The organism is Ignavibacteria bacterium, assembly GCA_017303675.1.
In the GTDB taxonomy this organism is placed as follows: domain Bacteria; phylum Bacteroidota; class Ignavibacteria; order Tepidaquicellales; family OLB5; genus OLB5.
Window position 1 is genome coordinate 1212455 of record JAFLBX010000002.1, and the last position, 18881, is coordinate 1231335.

Consider the following 18881-nt stretch of genomic DNA (forward strand, 5'->3'; position numbering starts at 1 on the left):
CTAAATTGATTTAAGACTGAAAATTATGTAGTATTAATGACAAAATATAAATATTTTTAGTTATATAAAACTGCCATATTTATATTTAAAAAGTAGTAATTTCAGTTAATTATAGTGATAATATCTAAAATAAAAGATTTCTTTAAATCGTTCCGTAACAAAGTAATAGTAATTATTGCTTTAATTGCTGTAACAGGTTCTCTTCTGATTTCAAAATACATGCTTTCAGAAAGCACTGATCAAAAACCGAATTCTATTAATATTCCTGGTGAAAATAAACAGAATTCAAACGGCAAAATAGACCCTGAACATCTTAAAAGTTTTCTATCACAGGGAGTGGATTCAGTTTTAAGGAATTTCGGTGTAAAAAGTGAATGGGTAACTTTAAACAACGAAGAAAAACCACAGAAAAAACCTGCAAAAAATGAGTCTAAAGATGCATCACTGTTTTCTAAAAACATACTTATTCCAAATGATCTTACTTCAATAGAAGTAAATGCAGAACTTAACTCATTTTTTAATCATTATGGCTTTGTTACATCAGTTTACGAGGATATCATTACAAAAGATGTAATGATAAGTGTTAACGAAAAAGATACTACTTCCGGTAAATTGCCTCTTATAAAGTTAAATATAATTCACTCCGATAAAGTTCACAGGGAAAGCGCAATTGTTTGTGTAATAATCAATAATATCACTGATTATGAAAATGAAGAAATTGATAAGCTCCTTATGAACAAGCAGGAGTTCAGCTTTGTATTCCCCCGGAACCTGGATGAAATAGACCTGCAGAACAAGTTGCTGCATCATAAAAAGGATGTGATAATCAATCTGACTGTTGGACAAAAAGAGAATTACGAAACTGATTTCAATGCTTCAATGGATGAAAAAGCAATTCGCGAGCGTGTTAAAAGCTTCAGTGTGGATTTCCCAACCGTTACAACGGTTATATTAACAAGGAAAGATAACGATATAAATCCCGCATTTTTAACCATGGTTCAAAATGAGCTGAATTCATATAAGATCCGTGTCATAAATGATCACGAGCTTTCAGCTCTTTTCAAAAAAGCCGAAGAAGAAGCCGAAGATAAATACGGCGCTTTTGCATCAAACCTAAGAACAAAAGGAAGTCTTGCAAAAAGTATAGTAACTTCAATTTCAGTAAATAAAGATGATTTTGAAAAATTTTATGATGAAGTACTAAAGCTGAAAAAGCTTGGTTACAAATTCTATAACTTCGCTGAGTTTTCAGCCAAAAAAGATGCTTTTGAAAAAGCAGAAAACGAAAAGCAGGAAAAGATAAAAGAAGAACAGCAGAAGAAACTTAACGAAAAGAAAATTATTGAAAAAAAGCAAACTGATAAGAAAACAGAAAAGAAAACCGATATTAAGAAAAAGACTGACGTAAAGAAAAAAACTGATGTAAAAAAACCGGTTGATAAAAAGAAAACTGAACCTAAAAAGAAAAGTGATGTTAAGAAAAAATAGCCTGTTTCTGAGCGCAGCTAAGTATCTCCTTCTACTAACAATACTAACCTGTATTTCGGCATTTTCACAAAAGCTAAATGGTGACGAAAAATTAATACTCGAATTAAAAGACACCAGAACATTCGGGAAAGACAATCAACTTCTTGAAATGCTGAGATCTTCTGATAATGATAAGGCTTCCCTGGCTGCGTTTGCGCTTACAAACATCAACGATACCTCTATTATTGATATACTTGGTGAAAAACTCCTGGATCCCTCAACAGACCAGTTTGCAGCAAAAATGTCAGCTTTTGCATTGGGACAAATTTACAGCCCCAAATCTCCGGTTTTTCTTAAAAAGAAGTTAAATGAAATTATTTATGAGGATAACAAGACACTGTTAATTATAGAAATCATTAACAGTCTGGGTAAAACAGGAAATGAAGAAGATCTGAATATACTCGTAAAATTGAATTCAGAAAATCGGCTGATAAATTCAGCGATTGCAATGGCAATTGCAAGATTTGGAATGCGCAAAATAAAAAATGATGCGGGTTTTAGAAAACTTGCTGAGTTGTTTGAACAGTCTGCTGATTCCACTCTGCGAAGAAATGTAATTTTTGCATTCAACCGCATTGGCGATAAGGATGCATTGATAGCGTACAATACTGAACTTGTTATATCAGCAACCTCGCCTGACCCGATCGCAAGAATGTGGGCATTTTCATCACTGGGGAAACAACAGGATACATCCTCGATTGAATTTTTGCTCGAGGCACTCGCTAAAGATAACGACTGGCGGGTAAAGGTCAGCATAATAAATGCGCTTGGGAATTACAAAATTGATATGAACTCTCCCCTTCTTGATAAAACCGTTAACGCATTGGTTGATCTTGCTGTAAAAGATCCTTCGGTCCATGTATCAATAGTAAGCTGGCAGGCATTGGGTAAAATCTTTGCCGGAGCTGATACACGCAATCCCTTTGCACGAAAAATTCAGCAGGAAATATTATTTATTACAGCACCCGGCAAGGCGTATGACTGGCAGATAAAAGCCGAAGCTATCAGAACATACGCTAAGATTTTTAAGGATGAAGCTAAAGCTGATATGTTCGCGATATTCAACGCAACGGATAATTACGATATAAAATCAGCGGTAGTTGGTTCATTTGGCTCGTTTGATGATCCGATGGTATATAAAGAGCTGCGCGAAAATGTCAGCAATGATGTTATGGAGTATAATGAAGTTAACCCGAATAAAGACGGCTCTATGATAGGCTCTAATGACCTTGCTAAAATGTACCGCGCTTTTGTTAGCGCGCTTACAGAGCTGGATGATAAAATGGATAAGGAAAACCGAAATATTATACGTTTAATATTATCTGAATTCGCTTCATCAAAAGACGCTCCGTTAACCGATATTTGCTTATCAAACCTTCAGGATTCCATTTACCTTGAGTATCGTGCAGAAACCTCTCAGATAATGACATTTGACTGGCAATCATTTACACTGCCAAAAGATAAAGATGTAATGCTGATGTATATAGAAGCCTGGGGTAACGTGAAGTATGACGGCGCAAAGGATATTCTGACAGCAAACTTAAAAAGCAGCGACTACGATATTGCCAAAGCGTCAAGCGACGCTTTGCAGAAAATTACCGGAGAAGATAAATCCGAAATTATAACAGCCCCCAAATACCGAACTGATTTTGATTGGGCTTTCATAGAAAAGCTTGATCAAAAAAAATTCGCAACCATTAAAACAAATAAGGGTAATATTGTAATTGAGCTAAATGAAACTTTCGCACCTTTCACCGTGCAGAATTTTGTAAAGCTTTCAGAAAAAGGTTATTACAATAATACAATATTTCACCGAGTTGTGCCTAATTTTGTGATACAGGGCGGCGACACTACGGGAACAGGCTATGGGGGTCCGGGTTATTCAATACGCAGCGAATTCTCCCCCCTGCCCTTTGATGAGTACACGGTGGGAATGGCTTCAAGCGGCAAAGATACCGAAGGCAGCCAGTTCTTTATCACGCATTCACCGCAGCCGCATTTGGATGGCAGGTATACAATGTTCGGGAAAGTTGTGGATGGATTTGATGTTGTTGATAAGATCCAGTTAGGTGATGTTATAGAGACAATAACATTTTCAGCAGGCAGATGATCACACTTGAAACTGAAAGGCTGAAGCTTATCCCTTTGACGCTTGAACAGGCTGAAATGTTCACGCATTTAGACAGCCGGCTAGAAGATTCCTTAGGGCTGGAGCGGGCAGAGCGTGAGCTGACCCTGCAGTACCGTGATGCCATAAGAAAGTACACTTTGAACTGGATGAAAGAAGACCCTGATAATTATTTATTTTCAACCATATGGGTAATTGCAGAAAAACAAAGCAACACAATCTGCGGCGATATCGGGTTCAAAAGAAAAGCTGATAGTAACGGTTATATTGAAATAGGTTATTCAACCCAGCCGCGCTTCAGGGTACAGGGTTACATCACAGAGGCAATCGGGCAAATGGTTGAATGGGCATTCACCCACCCGGAAGTAAAAGCTGTAATTGCAGAAACCCGTGAAGATAATATAGCCTCAATTAAAGCGTTAAAGAAGAACGGGTTTTATGAGTTCAAACATACCAAAACGCCTGAGCCTGCGCATCTTGCATCTATGATGAGTGATGTAAAAATGCTTTGGCATATAAGGGAACGCGATTGAATAATGATATTCCCTTCAGCAGCAGGATCAAACTGCTTCCGCTAAGCAGAGATGAAATGTTTTTGTACATAAAAGATGATAATGAACTTACCGATAAGCTTAGTTTAAATCCCGGCAAACGGGTTATCTCCCGGGGTCTTTTGAATTCTTTCAAAGATCCGATTTTGAAATATATTGATGAAAACCCTGACTATGTACTTTTTGCGGTTATCTGGCTGGTTATTGATTCACGACTGAACAGGATAACCGGTCATTTTCATTTTAAAGGGAATCCTGATAAAGACGGAATGACAGAGATTGGGTACAGGATATATGATGAATTTCAAAATAATGGTTATGCAACAGAAGCTTTGGGTTTAATCATTCAATGGGCATTTTCTGATGAAAATGTTAAAATTATTAACGCCTTTACAGAAATTAATAATTTCGCATCTCAAAAAGTATTGGAAAAATGCGGATTCAAGATATATAATAAATCTGAAAGTGAGATCGAATGGAGAAAAATGAAATAAATCCTGAAGAAAAATCTGCTAATAATAACAGCGTAAAACATCACTATGATTATTTACTTTCAGATATTTACAGCTGGATGTCAGGTGATTTCCGGGTACAGGTAAACCAAACCCGCGAATATTTCATCAAAAATAATATAAAACCCTCCGAAACTCACTCAGCTATAGATCTCGGTTCAGGCCACGGCATCCAGTCAGCCGCCTTAATAGAACTTGGATTTAATGTAACTGCCGTAGACCAAAGTGAAAAACTGCTGGCTGAGCTGAAACAAAATTCATCAAATAAAGTAAAAACAATAAACGGGGATATTGCAGAATTCAGCTATCCCGGTAATATTAAGCCTGAATTGATAGTGTGCATGGGTGATACCATCACTCACCTTCCTACTGCGGATGATGTGCGCAAAATGATAAAAAATGCTGCAGAAAACCTGATAATTAACGGAAAGCTGGTGTTATCATTCAGGGATCTATCAAATGAGTTAAAGGGAGTATCAAGGGTTATTCCCGTAAAAAGTGAACCCACGAGGATATTAACCTGTTTCCTGGAATTCGGGAAAGAAAAAGTAAATGTTAATGACATTCTGCATGAATTTGTTGATGGCAGGTGGGAAATGAAGGTAAGCTCATACAGCAAGCTGAAGCTTTCAGCCGGTGAAATATCAGAAATGCTAAAAACTGCGGAGTTAGATTTAATTCATTCAGAAAAGCTAAAAGGTATGGAATTCATTATAGCACAAAAATTAAAATAAATCATATACAATAAACGAAAGGTAAATATGAAACTGTATAAATTTACAATTGCTTTATTGCTTTTGATATTCGCTGTAAATGTGAATATAAAAGCAGATGACCTGAACAAAAAAAAGATGGAGCAGGCTACTAAAGAAATCCTCGAAATGATGGTTAAAGGTGATAACGCTTCAGAAAAGCTCCGCAAGTATATTTCTGAAGACTGGCTGGAATCCAAAAGGCTAAATGTTAAAAAATATCTCATAAATAATTACTCACCTGAATTTTACGAGATCATATATTCCGGCGGCGATGTTTGCATTGCTACTATTGGCGGTTCATCATGGCAGCATTTATTGGTATTTAAATATACAGAAGAGTATGGGGCTTACAAAGTGATACCAAGGGGAATTTCAGAAGCATCCAGCGATTACATTGATCCATGGAATTATGTAAAAGATTATATTTGTTCATCAAAAGATATGGAAGAACCTCTTCCGCCGGAAGAAAAATAATGAATATCTTTTTTTTTAAGAATATGTAAATTATCATATTTAGGAATGATTTTTAAACCTCATTTTTACCCCAAAAATGAGGTTTTTTGTTGTTATATTTGTGCTTTATGTTTTAAATTTAATTTGAAAGCAGTATAAAGTGAGCTTATTACCAAAAGTTAAGTATAATGTAGCGGTATCTTCAGGCAAAGGGGGAGTTGGTAAATCAACAGTTGCAGTAAATCTTGCTGCCGCTTTGATAAAAGAAGGATATAAAACGGGAATTATTGATGCTGATATTTACGGACCTTCAATTCCTACAATGCTCGGTGTTACTGAAGAAAAACCGAAGCTGGTAAAAATAAATGAAAAGAACAGGCTTCTGCCGGTAGTAAAATACGGTCTTAAAATGATGTCAATCGGTTTTTTGGTTGATGCAGCAGAAGCAGTAGTTTGGCGCGGACCCATGGCAGCCAGTGCGTTAAAGCAGTTTATGAGCGATGTTGAGTGGGATGAACTGGATTTTCTGTTATATGATATGCCTCCGGGCACCGGTGATATTCAGCTTACTTTAACACAATCGCTGCCGCTTACAGGCGCGGTGATAGTTACTACTCCCCAGGAGATCAGCCTGATAGATGCCCGCAAAGGTGCAAAGATGTTTGAGAAAGTTAATGTTCCCGTGCTGGGAATCATTGAAAATATGAGTTATTATTCAAACAAGGATGGTTCCAAGGAATACATTTTTGGCGAAGGAGGCGGCAAAAAGCTTGCTGAAGAAATGAAGTTAAACTTCCTTGGAGAAATTGCTGTTAATACAGATGTAAGGATTGGCGGAGATGAAGGAAAGCCTATTGTACTGGGAAAACCTGATTCTGCAGAAGCATGGCAGTTCACAACAATAGCAAAACGCCTTACAGATGATATTATTTCCAAAGCGAAGCTGCAGCCTAAGCTGCCGGTTATAGAGATCTGATTTAATATTGGATTGAGATTGCTTCGCTGCGCTCGCAAATTTTATAACTGGTTTTATTTGGCAGCATGAGTGATAAGGTATATTTACATTAATGATTTTTTAATAAAGTTTTCTTATTTTTGCGGAGCTAATGCTCTGATGGAGCAAAGGTCTTTTAAATGTTAGTGACTGAAAAAACAGCGGAAATTGAAGCTAAAATAAATTCAGTGCTGGAGCGTATCAGACCTTACCTGCAGATCGATGGCGGTGATGTAATGCTTGATAAGATAAGTGATGAAGGAATTGTAGAATTAAAGCTTCTTGGTGCCTGCAATACCTGTCCGCTTAGACCCATGACACTAAGAGCGGGAATTGAACGTGCTTTAATGCATGAAATCCCGGAAATTAAAAGAATTGAGTGTTTTAACTAACGTTTTAGTGATATTAAGACTGTTATTTAATTAAAGAGTATTGTATATTAGAGTATGTTATATTTAATTATAATAATTGCATTAAGTTATCTTGTGGGTTCTTTCCCCACAGCCCTTGTTTTCGGCAAACTTTTTAAAGGTGTTGATATCAGGCAGCATGGCAGCAAGAACATGGGCAGCACCAATGCTTTCCGTGTGCTTGGCTGGAAGATCGGCGTACTTGTTCAGCTGGTTGATATTGCCAAAGGATTCATAGCAACACTTTTGATATCCAAATTATTTTATGGAAGCCTTCCATTTGAAAACCGCACACCGTTCCAGGATATTACAATAGTACAATTAATTGCAGGTATTTCAGCCATCATTGGGCATGTGTGGACAGTCTTTGCGGGATTTAAAGGCGGCAAAGGTATTAATACAACTGCGGGGATGCTGCTTAGTCTTGCCCCGGTTGACGCGACAATTGCTATTGGAATGTTCATAGTGGTGCTTATGTTTTCAGGATATGTATCGCTTGGTTCAATAGTAGCCGCATATTCCTTCCCCAGCGCGATGTTTATAAGGGAAAATGTTTTCGGGGTTGATATTGACGGCTACCATACGCTTATTTACTTTAGCCTTGCCGTGTGCATATTTTTAACGTACAATCACAGGGCAAATATAAAGAGGCTGCTGTATGGTGAAGAGAACAGGTTTGAAAAATGGTGGAAGGTCCGCTGGATACAAATAGACGCGCCGTTTAAGCGAAAGAAAAAAGTAAAGGATTTATAAAAATATACAGCCCGGGAAACCGGGCTTTTTATTTGCTGCATATAAATAAAAACAGAGCAATAAATTTTCATTTACTGCTCTGTCTGGTCAATTATCACATAAGAGACTTTTTTTCTTGCTAGGCCTTCTTCGGGTGCATCCGATATATCCGGAATAATTACTGCTAATACTTGTTTAATTAAGGCCTGAATCATTTTAAGAGAAATTATCTTACAATGAACATATTCTCTTTTATCACCTGTTTATTCAGTTCTATCCTGTAGTTCAGCACACTGCCCGAAAGATTGTATTTCGGCTTCCAGAACACCGTGTGATCCCCCACTTCAAGATGTCCGGCCGGAAGTTCATCTATCTTTAAGCCAATCAGGTTGTAAATTTCAAGGGTAACATTTCCGGGCTTATCTATGCTGAATTTAATTTTTGACAAATCAGTTTATCTTTTTAATTTAAAAGTTTTCTTCTACATATTTTGTTACAAATGTGCCGTCTTCTTCATAAACATAAACCCATATTGCTCCGTCTTCATATACTTTTACATAGATCCTTGAACCGTTTGAATATTCTGTATTTGCTGCGTTAGTTTCTGATGCAAATGTGTTAACTGCTGAAAATCCGGTTAAAAGGCTAAGGGTTAAAGCGAGTGTTAATAATGTCTTTTTCATTTTTTTTGTTATTATAGGGTTTTATTATTTGTTTGTTTGTTTAATTTCTTATCTGTTCAAACATAACTCTTAAAGATTGACCCTGCCACCACTTTTTAGACCTTAAGTTGCTTATTTTTTCCTATTACGAACACAATTTTATCGAATTTTTGCTGATTTCATCATTATTTTTAACAATATTTACTATTGATTCCTGAATTTGAGTTGCTTATATTTACATATAAATAAAATTAAAAATGCTTGATTACGCGTTTATTGAATTGCTGGAATCCCTTACCAGAGAAGAAATAAAATCTTTAAGAAAATTCATAATTTCGCCCTATTTTAACAAAAGCGCTAAAGTAGTGAAATTATTTGATGCAATCATCAAATATCACCCGAATTATGAAAATCCAAGGCTGAAAAAAGAGGAACTACATAAAAAAGTATCCCCTGAGCTGCCATATAATGAAGTTACAATGAGAAGGCTGCTGTATGACCTGCAGCAATTGATCTCCAAATTTATCCGCCAGCAGTATATTGAGCGCAAAGAGGCTGAATCAACCCTTTACACCATTGAAGAGCTTGCAATAAGGGGCTCTGAGAGGATGCATGCAATAACTATCCGCGAAGCTGAAAAGCTTCTATCATCGGTTCAGCTTGTTGATGCCGATACATGTCTTAATAATTTCAAGCTTGAGACCGAAAAGTTCTATTTCGGAATGATAAATGATAAAATAACCAAAAAGAGCTTTGTTGATACCGAAGCAGGCAAACTGATAAATGGGATCACTTATTTTATCAGCTATTTTATGCTTGAGGCAATTAAGCATAATGATACACTGCTAAACTACTCGCGTTCATTCAATATAAACAGGAATAAGAAATTCATATCACAGTTTCTCAACCTGTTTGATTTCCAGAGGCTTGAGATCTTCATGAAGACCCATTCAATGGCGGGATCAGAAATAGTCCGCGCTTATATAAATTCATTAAAGGCTTATCTTTATTTTGAAAATGACGATATATACAGAGAGCTGAAAGAATCCGTTATCAGAAATCTTGATAAGTTCAGCCAGACCGATAAACATTTCCTTTTTTCAAAGCTCAGCGGGTACTGCATATTAAAGCGCGAAAAGCTTGACCCCGATGATATGAGATATGAAGGTGAGCTGTTTGAGATATACAAAATACTGCTTGAGAATAAATATTATACCACCGAAGCTAATAAATACGTACCTGTAGATCTTTACCGCAATATCCTGCTTCAGGCAGTAAAAATGAAAGAGCTGAGATGGCTTGAAGATTTTATAGATGAATACAGCAATGAGCTCCATCCTTCAAGGAAAACGGATATTCAGAACTACAGCCATGCATTCCTGAATTTTGCCCGCGGCAACTTCCGCGATTCATTAAAGTGGCTGAGCAAGATCCGTATGGAAGAGTTCGCTTTTCATCTTGATATACGAAGCCTTTACATTATGATTTATTATGAGCTTGAAGAATACGAATCAGCCTTATCGGCTGCTAAAGCATTCAAAAAATTCCTTAAAGAAAACCAGATGATAAGCGATGAAAGAAGAACCGGTTACGATAACCTTTGTACATACATTATAAAGCTTATAAATTACCAGGGGTCCAATTCCAAGACAGATCTTTCTGCATTGGCTCTCCAGCTTAAAAAATGCAGAAATATTACCTCGAGAAGCTGGCTCCTTTCAAAAACTGAACATCTTGATCCTGCTGTACGAAAAGCAGTCTGATAGGCTTTATAGCAGTTTTTGAGCCGCAATTTAACATTTTATAAGTAAATTTTTATAGATAAATTTGCTTATGAATATTTGCATACTCGGTTCAGGCGGTTGGGGTACTGCCCTTGGAATTATACTCCACAATAACAGGCATAAAGTGACTTTATGGGAGTTCGATAAAGAATATGCCCATACTTTAAGTGAATTCCGCGAAAATTTTTATTACCTTCCAAAGATAAAGATCCCCGAAAAAATTGCAATAACCAGTGATATCCACTCAGCTATTGAAGGTAAAGAATTAATAGTGGTAGCAACCCCTACACAATACATCCGCAGCGTAATTGAAAAAATAAAAGATATTGATTTTAAAGGAAGGGTGATACTAAGTGTATCCAAAGGCATTGAAAATCATACTTTAATGACCGTTTCACAGATCTTTCAGAATGTTTTTAACAATATAGATAAACGTAACATCACAGTACTATCCGGTCCTTCACATGCAGAAGAAGCCGCTAAACAGATACCTACTGCAGTAGCAGCAGCAGGCTTTGACGAAAAAAACACCGAAATAGTTCAGAAGGCATTTTCCAATAAATATTTCCGAGTTTACAAAAGCAGCGATGTTGTTGGAGTTGAGCTTGGCGGAGCTTTAAAGAACGTAATAGCAATAGCCGCAGGCATTGCCGATGGTGCCGGGTTCGGAGATAATACAAAAGCCGCAATAATGACAAGAGGTTTAAGGGAAATTACAAGGTTTGGCATGAGATTCGGCGCACAGGAACATACCTTCATGGGACTCTCAGGCATAGGCGATCTTATTGTAACATGCATGAGCAAACACTCACGCAACCGCTTTGTTGGCGAAGAAGTTGGCAAAGGTAAAAAGCTGAAGCAGGTTCTGGCAGAAATGAAAATGGTGGCAGAAGGAGTTGCTACTACAGAATCGACACACGAGCTCGCAAAAAAGCTGGGAGTAGAGCTTCCAATAATTGAACAGGTTTACAAAGTACTGTTCCAGGGTAAAGACCCGCATCATGCAACAGAAAAGCTTATGACCCGAAACCTGAAGGATGAAAAATAAAACTCCCTCCCCTGTTTCAGCCTTATATATAAATGCGAAAGTATGGCAGCCCGATGGTATATTCACCGAATGCTTTGGTGTGAACAGCGGGCATTTCGATTTTACCGGTTCAAATAAAGAAGCTGATACCCTTAAGAAAAATTATAAAAAAATTATCGATCTTAACGGGAAAACTGTGTTACCAGGATTAACTGACGGCCACCTTCACCTGGTTAACGGCGGTATAATGATGAAAAGGCTGGATTGCTCCCTGATCAGTTCAGTAACAGAGCTAAAGGATGCAATTAACGATTATACCAGCAGAAATAAAGTAAGCTGGGTTATTGGGGGAAACCTGGACCTTAACAAAGTTTTCACCGGACATGATACAACCCGGGGAAATATCATTGATGATATATTCAGTGAGCTGCCTTTATATATTACAAATTACGACTATCACTCAGCAATTTGCAACAGCAAAGCCTTGGCTTTGGCCGGCATTGACGTGAACGATAACAATTTGCCGAAAGATGAAATTGAAATTTCATCAACGGGGAAATTTACCGGCTTTGTTACAGAAGGTACAATGTACAGGGTTTATAATACCATTACTCCGCCTTCACTCAATGTTAAATGTGATGCGGTATATGACTGCATAAAGATGCTGCATTCATATGGCATTACTTCAGTAGGTGATATTACTTTACCCGAAGATATTGATGTTTATGTAAATCTGTACAAACAGGGCAGACTGAATATAAGGATAAACTCCTACATTCCGTTTGATGAATTTGATAACCTGCAGTATTTCCTGGATAAAACAGCAGAAATAGATAAAGATTACTTTTCCATTAAAGGATTTAAAGCTTTCTGGGATGGGGCTCTTGGTTCAGAAACCGCGCTGTTCACCCGTAACTACAAAGGCAGAGATCATAACGGATATACGACGGAAATTGTCAGATCGGGAAGGATCTATGAACTTGCCCAAAAAATAGATGCAGCAGGTATGCAGATGATAATTCACGCAATAGGTGATAAAGCAGTAAGTGAAGTACTTGAGTTATATGCGGGGCTGCCAAATACTAAAAAGCTGCGGCACAGAGTTGAACACGCACAGCATATTCAACCGGAGGATATGGAAAAATTCGGGAAGTATGGAATAATCGCATCGGTGCAGCCATTGCACCTTAAATATGATGCCCGTACTGTTTTTGAGAAGATTCCTGCGAAATTGATCCCGTTTACACATAATTACTTTCATATATTAAAATCCGGCGGGGTAATGAATTTCGGCACTGATTTCCCAATAGTTGAAGCTGACCCGTTTGAAAACATAAGGCTTGCGGTAACCCGTAATACGGAGCATGGAGAATTCACTCCTGAACACAGTATACCGCTTCAAGAATGCCTGCGTGCATATACTATCAACAATGCTTTTGCAAGCCATAATGAATATGCCGCTGGGAGTATAACAAAAGGAAAAGTTGCTGATTTTATAGTCTTAAATGAGGATATTTTTGAAATGGAAGATGAAACTATAAGTACAATTAAAGTTTTGGAAACGTATGTTGGGGGTAAATCCGTTTACTAAAAAATTCTGCCAATCTAAGCAAGCTATGACACGAAATGCCCCTCTAAATCTAAACTAAAATCTTTGATAAATAGGTTTTCTTTAATTATCGTCTGGATGCTTCCTTCTCGTGCTTCGCACTATAAGGCAAGCACTTCGTTCAGCATGACAAATAATTTTTGTCATTCTGAGCGAGCGAAGCGAGTGAAGAATCTAGACTAAAATCTTATGATGATGACACTTCCTTACCAGCTCCATTACAGCGATACCATATGCAACAGATACATTAATTGAATGCTTAAAGCCGTATTGAGGTATCTCAATTGAAAAATCTGCCATTTCAATGATTTCATTAGATACGCCTGTAAGTTCATTTCCCAAAACCAGGCATAACGGGAAGTCACCTGCTTCTATTTCTGAATAATTCCTGCTGTTATTTGTAATTTCAAGAGGAACTATCTTAATTCCATTTTCCTTTATCTTTTTTACTGCTTCAACAGGATCTCTTACATATTCCCATGGCACAGCTTCTGTTGCACCAAGCGCGACTTTTTCAATTTCCTGACGTGGGGGGTATGGAGTATACCCGGTTAAATAAAGCTTCTCGATAAGCGCTGCATCGCTTGTGCGGAAAATGGAACCGACATTATAAATGCTGCGGATATTATCAGCCACCGCATATATCGGATGCCTTTTAATTGTCCTTGTTTCATCTAGAGAAATTCGTTTTTTCCCAACTTCTTCGTGTGTAAGTTTTCTCATGTAATAATAATTTAATTACCCTCAAAAAAAAAGGGTGTTCTGCTTTTAACAAGCTGAAGTGTATAAAATTTCTAGAAATAAGCTCTGATCTCAGCAGTTCCGGTGTGAATTACCTTTGACCTGTCTTCTGCCCTGCCAAAATAGTTAATTGTTGCCTGGATAAAATTACTTATCCTGTATTCAAAATTCACTGACCAGAAATAGCTTTTACCTGCAACCAGCCCTTTTGTTAGATCAAACGGAATAAACGCCGGGTTGGAATTTAATATTACTTCATTCCTTGATATTTCACTGCGCAATGTTCCTTTGCCTGAAAGAGAGTACGTAAGCCTGAAAGTCTGCACATTAATATCTGCCTGGGTTGGCGAAGCCGGGTAAAAATCATTTGCCCTTTTTATCTGAACTTTAAAACCGGTTTCAATCAGCTGGTTAGGCTTGTAAATTATTTCCGAAGTTACACCTTCTGTGTTGATATTCCAGTTGCGTATTTCAACATCAGGGGCTGCATTGCGTTCGATCTGTGTAACATAATCGGTAATAAGAGCCAGGTCCGGAGTAAATGAAAGGCGCAGCCTGCCGGTTCTTTCAACATTTAATACCCTTTCATTCCCCGAAAAATACTGTATAAATCCTCTGCGCTGAACAAAGCGCAGCTTAATGCCAAAGTAATCGTAATTTTCAAATATCCCTATATCCTGCTGAACCGTTGTTGAGCCTGTGATCGTATTTTCATCATTCTGGAAAGTGCTGAACTTAAGCAGGTATATATTTCTCTGCAAAGGATCTTTGCTCTTTTCTGATACGCTTACATAAGTATCAGAGGTTATGTTATTAAGTACTGTTTTCACCGCTCCGCTTCCCATAGAAGCTAAAAATCTCGAAGGCACAAGGTTTAATGATGCCGAGCTTTGCAGATCTGTTGTGGGGAAGAGCTGATCGGTTGGCCTTAAAATTTTTATATAATCTCCGTCGAAACTGGTTAATACAAATTCATTTTCATCCTGCAATCCGTTGCCGTTCAGATCTCCGATGTATTTATAATTACCCTGCCCCAGCGGCACGGAAATAAATACCACTTCCTGTTTAGCAGTACGCTCGCTGGATACTTTATAAAAAAGGTTAGTATTAAATCCCCTGTTAAGGAACCATAAGTTGCTTTGCGAGGTAACAAGAATTGTGCGGCTATCTGCAAATCCTTTGCTCTGGAACTCAGGAGTATATTTTTTATCGTAAACTATCACATCACCTGTTGCAGAAATAAAATCCAGGTTCTTAAGCCTAATGCCGGCTGTACTGGTGTAAGAATTTGATTGCCTGGCAAGAGAGCCGGCTGAAAACTGGTCATCAAACCTGTAACTGAACTGGTAAATAAGATCAATGTTAAACAGATCAGAAATTATAAATCGGGGCTTGAATTCATAAAACCTGAAACTGCCGGTGTTTGTGGTATCAAAACTCAGTGAACGTGTTTGTTTATCTTCCCCGTTAAATTCAGCGGCTAGATTATACTTTCCAAGTCTTGGGTCTTTGAACAGCCTGAATTTATAATCAACTGAACCGTACTGCCTTATCCATTTGCCGCCGTAATCAAGTGAGTTATCTTTGCTTGTGATATAATCAGCATAATAAACTACCGATGGCACCAAAAGGCTATCGCCTGCGAACTTAAGATCAACCGCCCCCCTTAATGAATTAAATGTATCTCCCCTTTTGATCCTTCCTGCCGAGGTAACAACACGGAAATACTTTCCGGGATTTATGCTTAAGCCTGCTTCTGTAGTAACTTCTGTCAGCTTACTCGAATCCTGGATATCCCATACCCTGTTATACTCAACCCTGTTAAGCCTGTCAACGGCATTATAGAGCTTATTCACAACACGCTGCCTTACGTTCAGCTGAACTTCACCAAGTGAAAGCTTTCCTAATTTCAGGTTTTTGGGATTAAAAATAAGTGTTGAAGAAAATGCCCCGCCTTTATTTTCAGTATCGTCAGCATCGCTTAGCAGGTTAGCATCAAAATCACTGGCTGTACCTTCCATCACAAGTGAAAGGTCCTTTGATATTTTGAAATTAAGGCCAACATCCGCTGACTGGTATGCCACAGGCAGGGGGAAAAATATTAAAGGAAGGTAACTTCCCTGTCCCAATCCGGCAAATACATAAGCACTGCTGCTTAAACTGTTATAGTCACCTTTTCCAATGCCTACGAACGAAAAAGTAACCTGGTAAAGGGCATTTGTATCACCCGGGGAATATATATATTTTGTGTAGCTTTGTGAGTTTATTAGTGTATCACGCTGAATATATAATCCAAGTGAATTTCCGGCAGTATCTCTGCCAACAAATACCACCCCGCTTTTTGATGCAAGAAATTTATTATCACCGGCATCAGATATAATTGTCTTATCGGTATCAGAAAGTACAAAATCAATTGGTTTATCGGGGTCGTCACGCTCGCGTATATAAGAAAACGAGAGTTTAAGCCTTTCATTAATTACAGCAGTGCGGGTTTGACCCGCTATAAAGCTTCGGGAATACTTTTTATCGGAATATTCGAAATCTACAACAATTCGCGAAGCATTGGTAATCAGCCTGTAGTTTGTAAACTTTATCTGACCGTTGGAATAATCGATGGTGTAATCATTGCTTTCGCCGCGTGTCATTAAAATACCATCAAGGTAAACACGCTCACTTCCCGCTATAACAACGATATTAACTTCATTATCAGCGCCGATAAGACGGTAGGGACCCTGGACGCCATCCTGCCCGTTAAACGAGTTACTGTTGAATCTGCCCCTGCTTAAGGCGCCGGTTAAGAAAATATCGGTCTTATCAAAACCCGCAAAGCCTTTTGCACCCTGCAGCTTTTTATTGAAATTAAAAAATTCACTTCCTGAAAAATTCACTTCAATATCGCCAAGTGTTGTGGTAATATTGCTTGAGCGAAGCTCAACGAATACTTTGTCAATTTCCTGCAGTTTTTGAGTGTTGCCTTCCGGCTGTATGGGAGTATTTTCATCGGTCAATGCGGCAGTTATATCGATATCATTTGAGAGCTTGCCGTTCAACTGCAGGCGGAAGCCTGACTGCAGGGATAGATCCCTGTTATTACCAAGGGTGAACCCGCGGAAAATACTGCCTGATTTCTGCAGGTCAGTTCCTGCGAATATATCTTCAACAAAATCACTTTTGATTTCTGCTACTTTAACACTGTCGCCGGTAGCAGTATCAAGCCGGCTCAGAACTTCAAACCTCGAATACGAATCGGCAATATCGAAAGGGTAATTTTTGTATGTAATTATAAGCTGCAGCCTTTCAGGCTGACCGCTTTTGATAATATCATCAATGAAAGATTTATAAAGCCTGATCTTCCCGAAGCGGTAATCTACGTAAAAGTTCGAAGGACTGACCTCGGTAGAATCAGAATACAAGGTAAGGCTTCCGAACTTAATGAACTTATCTGGGAGCGAGATAAGTGAATCTTCACCCGCCACGGTAGTTACAAATTTTTTATAATTAATATCGCCAAAGGTATTTGGCTGAGAATAGATTATTCCAGATATGATAAAAAAGAAAAAAAACGCAATTTTGGGAATTTGCTTCAAATAATACCAGCGGATAATTGAGGTAATTCCGTTATGTAAAATTACCTTTTATTTTGTCTGTGAACCCTGAAGAAGATCAGCAAAATAGTATTTTTCGTAATCCTTGTGATCTGAGATCAGGCTTTCAACAATTGGTATTAGTTTATCATCACTTAGCTGGAATTGGTTTGGTTTATGTTCTGCTTTATATTCTGCAACAATATTTTCAACAGTAGAAAATATCATAAGTTCTTCCCTGTCAAACTTGCTCCAGCGGTTTCCGCGGGCATAGCCGTAAACATCCTTAAAGAAAATAATATAATCACCGTATGAATCAGTGCCTATCTCAAAAGTTTTATACTTTATCCTTACCGGGAATTTCTGTTTTTCTTCTTCGGTGAAGTTATACATCATGGATTTTTTGCTGTTAGCCCAAAAGCTGAGGTCCTGGCTTGTGACCATTTTCTTCACTATGAACTTCTTCATCTTATCAATATTGCCGTTATCATTCCTTACACAGCCATGAGAAAGAGCGCGGTATTCATTCTTAAGCAGTCCGTTTTTATTTGTGCCGTGGAAATAGCGCAGTGAGTTCTCATCATAGTGCGCGGCAAATAAACCCAGCGGGTTGCCCGGTCCGGGCGGAGTTCCCGGTTCAAGCGGGTCGCTTTCGGGGTCCTTCCATGTTGGCCAGTTGCGAAGCCTGAAAATATTATAATAGCCGGTATAGGTTTTGGTTGAAGGTGCGCCAACCACATTTGGCCAGATTGTTATTAATATTGTATCGCTATTATATATCTGGTAAATACGTGATGTAAATTCGGGGATGTTAAGCTCCCACAGCATCGTTGGTGCTGGATCGAGGTAATGCTCAGGCACATTAATTGTTAAGCTGAACTCAACATGTCCCAATGTATCGTTAACAAGCTTTTTGGAAATATCCTTGCTGCCTTTAATAGCTTCTATCTCTTCATCGCTCATTATAGGCCAGAGATCGAACAAATAGTCTTCAATCTGCGCATCGATGTTTTCAACATCTTCTATAGGCAGGGTTACTTTTTGATAACCTTTAACATTTGAAGTGTTTGTAATTACTTCCGGTTCAGTGATCTTTGTGGACTTATTGGCTTCCTGGCCGTAATCAGCCTGTGTATACAGAAGCCCTGCCAGTATAATTACCGTAAAAATGCTGAAAAACTTAAATTTTGAAGACTTTTTTAACATATTTTTAAATTAGAACCGTAAATTTACTTTAAATTCCTCACTATTTCAAACCATATTAATATGATAGATAATTCCTGAGTAAACTGTAAAATTAATTAAAATTGGTGAAACACACCCCGTCCGCCTTCGGCGTCCACCCCTCTCGAGAGGAGAATTAAGATTCAGATTCCCCTTATGAGAGGGGAAGAGCAATTGCATTTATGCAA

The 18881-nt window shown here is 38.1% G+C and carries 17 protein-coding genes; 12 read left to right on the forward strand and 5 right to left on the reverse strand.

What is annotated here, in order from left to right:
- Nucleotides 1–114 precede the first annotated feature (114 nt).
- The 9 genes from J0M37_14820 (at nucleotide 115) to plsY (ending at nucleotide 8083) form a co-directional block, all read left to right on the forward strand.
- Nucleotides 115–1488 carry a hypothetical protein gene (locus J0M37_14820; protein ID MBN8586360.1) on the forward strand — a complete coding sequence of 458 codons (1374 nt, stop codon included), beginning with the start codon at nucleotides 115–117 and terminating at the stop codon, nucleotides 1486–1488.
- A complete protein-coding gene (locus tag J0M37_14825) occupies nucleotides 1472–3637 on the forward strand; it encodes a peptidylprolyl isomerase (protein ID MBN8586361.1) in 2166 nt (721 codons plus the stop codon). The genes J0M37_14820 and J0M37_14825 overlap by 17 nt, the downstream gene beginning before the upstream one ends.
- Nucleotides 3634–4188 (forward strand): GNAT family N-acetyltransferase, encoded by a 555-nt coding sequence (locus J0M37_14830; protein MBN8586362.1) that lies wholly within the window; start codon nucleotides 3634–3636, stop codon nucleotides 4186–4188. Before J0M37_14825 ends, J0M37_14830 begins: the two co-directional genes overlap by 4 nt.
- The gene (locus J0M37_14835) at nucleotides 4185–4700 is read left to right on the forward strand and encodes a GNAT family N-acetyltransferase (protein MBN8586363.1); all 516 of its coding nucleotides are present in this window, start codon (nucleotides 4185–4187) and stop codon (nucleotides 4698–4700) included. Before J0M37_14830 ends, J0M37_14835 begins: the two co-directional genes overlap by 4 nt.
- Nucleotides 4682–5452: a methyltransferase domain-containing protein gene (locus J0M37_14840; GenBank protein ID MBN8586364.1), complete on the forward strand. Its 771-nt coding sequence runs from the start codon at nucleotides 4682–4684 to the stop codon at nucleotides 5450–5452. The genes J0M37_14835 and J0M37_14840 overlap by 19 nt, the downstream gene beginning before the upstream one ends.
- A 27-nt stretch (nucleotides 5453–5479) precedes the next feature.
- On the forward strand, nucleotides 5480–5947 hold the full coding sequence (locus J0M37_14845) for a hypothetical protein (protein MBN8586365.1): 468 nt from the start codon (nucleotides 5480–5482) through the stop codon (nucleotides 5945–5947).
- Between the two features lie 139 nt (nucleotides 5948–6086).
- The gene (locus J0M37_14850) at nucleotides 6087–6902 is read left to right on the forward strand and encodes an Mrp/NBP35 family ATP-binding protein (GenBank protein MBN8586366.1); all 816 of its coding nucleotides are present in this window, start codon (nucleotides 6087–6089) and stop codon (nucleotides 6900–6902) included.
- Nucleotides 6903–7060: 158 nt separating this feature from the next.
- Nucleotides 7061–7312, forward strand: a complete 252-nt coding sequence (locus J0M37_14855; protein ID MBN8586367.1) for a NifU family protein — start codon at nucleotides 7061–7063, stop codon at nucleotides 7310–7312.
- Between the two features lie 54 nt (nucleotides 7313–7366).
- Entirely contained in the window at nucleotides 7367–8083 is a 717-nt protein-coding gene (plsY, locus tag J0M37_14860; GenBank protein MBN8586368.1) for a glycerol-3-phosphate 1-O-acyltransferase PlsY, read from the forward strand.
- Nucleotides 8084–8288: 205 nt separating this feature from the next.
- On the opposite strand, the gene J0M37_14865 is transcribed toward plsY, so the two are convergent.
- Nucleotides 8289–8510 carry a hypothetical protein gene (locus J0M37_14865; GenBank protein MBN8586369.1) on the reverse strand — a complete coding sequence of 74 codons (222 nt, stop codon included), beginning with the start codon at nucleotides 8508–8510 and terminating at the stop codon, nucleotides 8289–8291.
- Nucleotides 8511–8529: 19 nt separating this feature from the next.
- Nucleotides 8530–8745: a hypothetical protein gene (locus tag J0M37_14870; protein ID MBN8586370.1), complete on the reverse strand. Its 216-nt coding sequence runs from the start codon at nucleotides 8743–8745 to the stop codon at nucleotides 8530–8532.
- Nucleotides 8746–8981: 236 nt separating this feature from the next.
- Between J0M37_14870 and J0M37_14875 the strand changes: the two genes are divergently transcribed.
- From J0M37_14875 to J0M37_14885, 3 genes are all read left to right on the forward strand, one after another.
- Nucleotides 8982–10487 carry a hypothetical protein gene (locus J0M37_14875; protein MBN8586371.1) on the forward strand — a complete coding sequence of 502 codons (1506 nt, stop codon included), beginning with the start codon at nucleotides 8982–8984 and terminating at the stop codon, nucleotides 10485–10487.
- A 64-nt stretch (nucleotides 10488–10551) separates the two neighbouring features.
- The gene (locus tag J0M37_14880) at nucleotides 10552–11556 is read left to right on the forward strand and encodes an NAD(P)H-dependent glycerol-3-phosphate dehydrogenase (protein MBN8586372.1); all 1005 of its coding nucleotides are present in this window, start codon (nucleotides 10552–10554) and stop codon (nucleotides 11554–11556) included.
- Entirely contained in the window at nucleotides 11546–13126 is a 1581-nt protein-coding gene (locus tag J0M37_14885) for an amidohydrolase (protein ID MBN8586373.1), read from the forward strand. The genes J0M37_14880 and J0M37_14885 overlap by 11 nt, the downstream gene beginning before the upstream one ends.
- 192 nt (nucleotides 13127–13318) lie before the next feature.
- On the opposite strand, the gene J0M37_14890 is transcribed toward J0M37_14885, so the two are convergent.
- The 3 genes from J0M37_14890 to J0M37_14900 all read right to left on the reverse strand — a co-directional run bounded on the left by J0M37_14890 (nucleotide 13319) and on the right by J0M37_14900 (nucleotide 18675).
- Nucleotides 13319–13867: an RNA methyltransferase gene (locus tag J0M37_14890; GenBank protein ID MBN8586374.1), complete on the reverse strand. Its 549-nt coding sequence runs from the start codon at nucleotides 13865–13867 to the stop codon at nucleotides 13319–13321.
- 71 nt (nucleotides 13868–13938) lie between these two features.
- Nucleotides 13939–17472, reverse strand: coding sequence for a hypothetical protein (locus J0M37_14895; protein ID MBN8586375.1), 3534 nt, complete (start codon nucleotides 17470–17472; stop codon nucleotides 13939–13941).
- 48 nt (nucleotides 17473–17520) lie between these two features.
- A complete protein-coding gene (locus J0M37_14900; protein MBN8586376.1) occupies nucleotides 17521–18675 on the reverse strand; it encodes a L,D-transpeptidase family protein in 1155 nt (384 codons plus the stop codon).
- Between the last annotated feature and the right edge of the window lie 206 nt (nucleotides 18676–18881).

What these genes read in the sequence shown, in the direction of transcription:
- J0M37_14825 (MBN8586361.1), top strand. Translation starts at nt 1,472, where the DNA reads ATGTTAAGAAAAAATAGCCTGTTTCTGAGCGCAGCTAAGTATCTCCTT.
- J0M37_14830 (MBN8586362.1), top strand. Translation starts at nt 3,634, where the DNA reads ATGATCACACTTGAAACTGAAAGGCTGAAGCTTATCCCTTTGACGCTT.
- J0M37_14840 (MBN8586364.1), top strand. Translation starts at nt 4,682, where the DNA reads ATGGAGAAAAATGAAATAAATCCTGAAGAAAAATCTGCTAATAATAAC.
- J0M37_14845 (MBN8586365.1), top strand. Translation starts at nt 5,480, where the DNA reads ATGAAACTGTATAAATTTACAATTGCTTTATTGCTTTTGATATTCGCT.
- J0M37_14855 (MBN8586367.1), top strand. Translation starts at nt 7,061, where the DNA reads ATGTTAGTGACTGAAAAAACAGCGGAAATTGAAGCTAAAATAAATTCA.
- plsY (MBN8586368.1), top strand. Translation starts at nt 7,367, where the DNA reads ATGTTATATTTAATTATAATAATTGCATTAAGTTATCTTGTGGGTTCT.
- J0M37_14870 (MBN8586370.1), bottom strand. Translation starts at nt 8,745, where the DNA reads ATGAAAAAGACATTATTAACACTCGCTTTAACCCTTAGCCTTTTAACC.
- J0M37_14875 (MBN8586371.1), top strand. Translation starts at nt 8,982, where the DNA reads ATGCTTGATTACGCGTTTATTGAATTGCTGGAATCCCTTACCAGAGAA.
- J0M37_14885 (MBN8586373.1), top strand. Translation starts at nt 11,546, where the DNA reads ATGAAAAATAAAACTCCCTCCCCTGTTTCAGCCTTATATATAAATGCG.
- J0M37_14890 (MBN8586374.1), bottom strand. Translation starts at nt 13,867, where the DNA reads ATGAGAAAACTTACACACGAAGAAGTTGGGAAAAAACGAATTTCTCTA.
- J0M37_14900 (MBN8586376.1), bottom strand. Translation starts at nt 18,675, where the DNA reads ATGTTAAAAAAGTCTTCAAAATTTAAGTTTTTCAGCATTTTTACGGTA.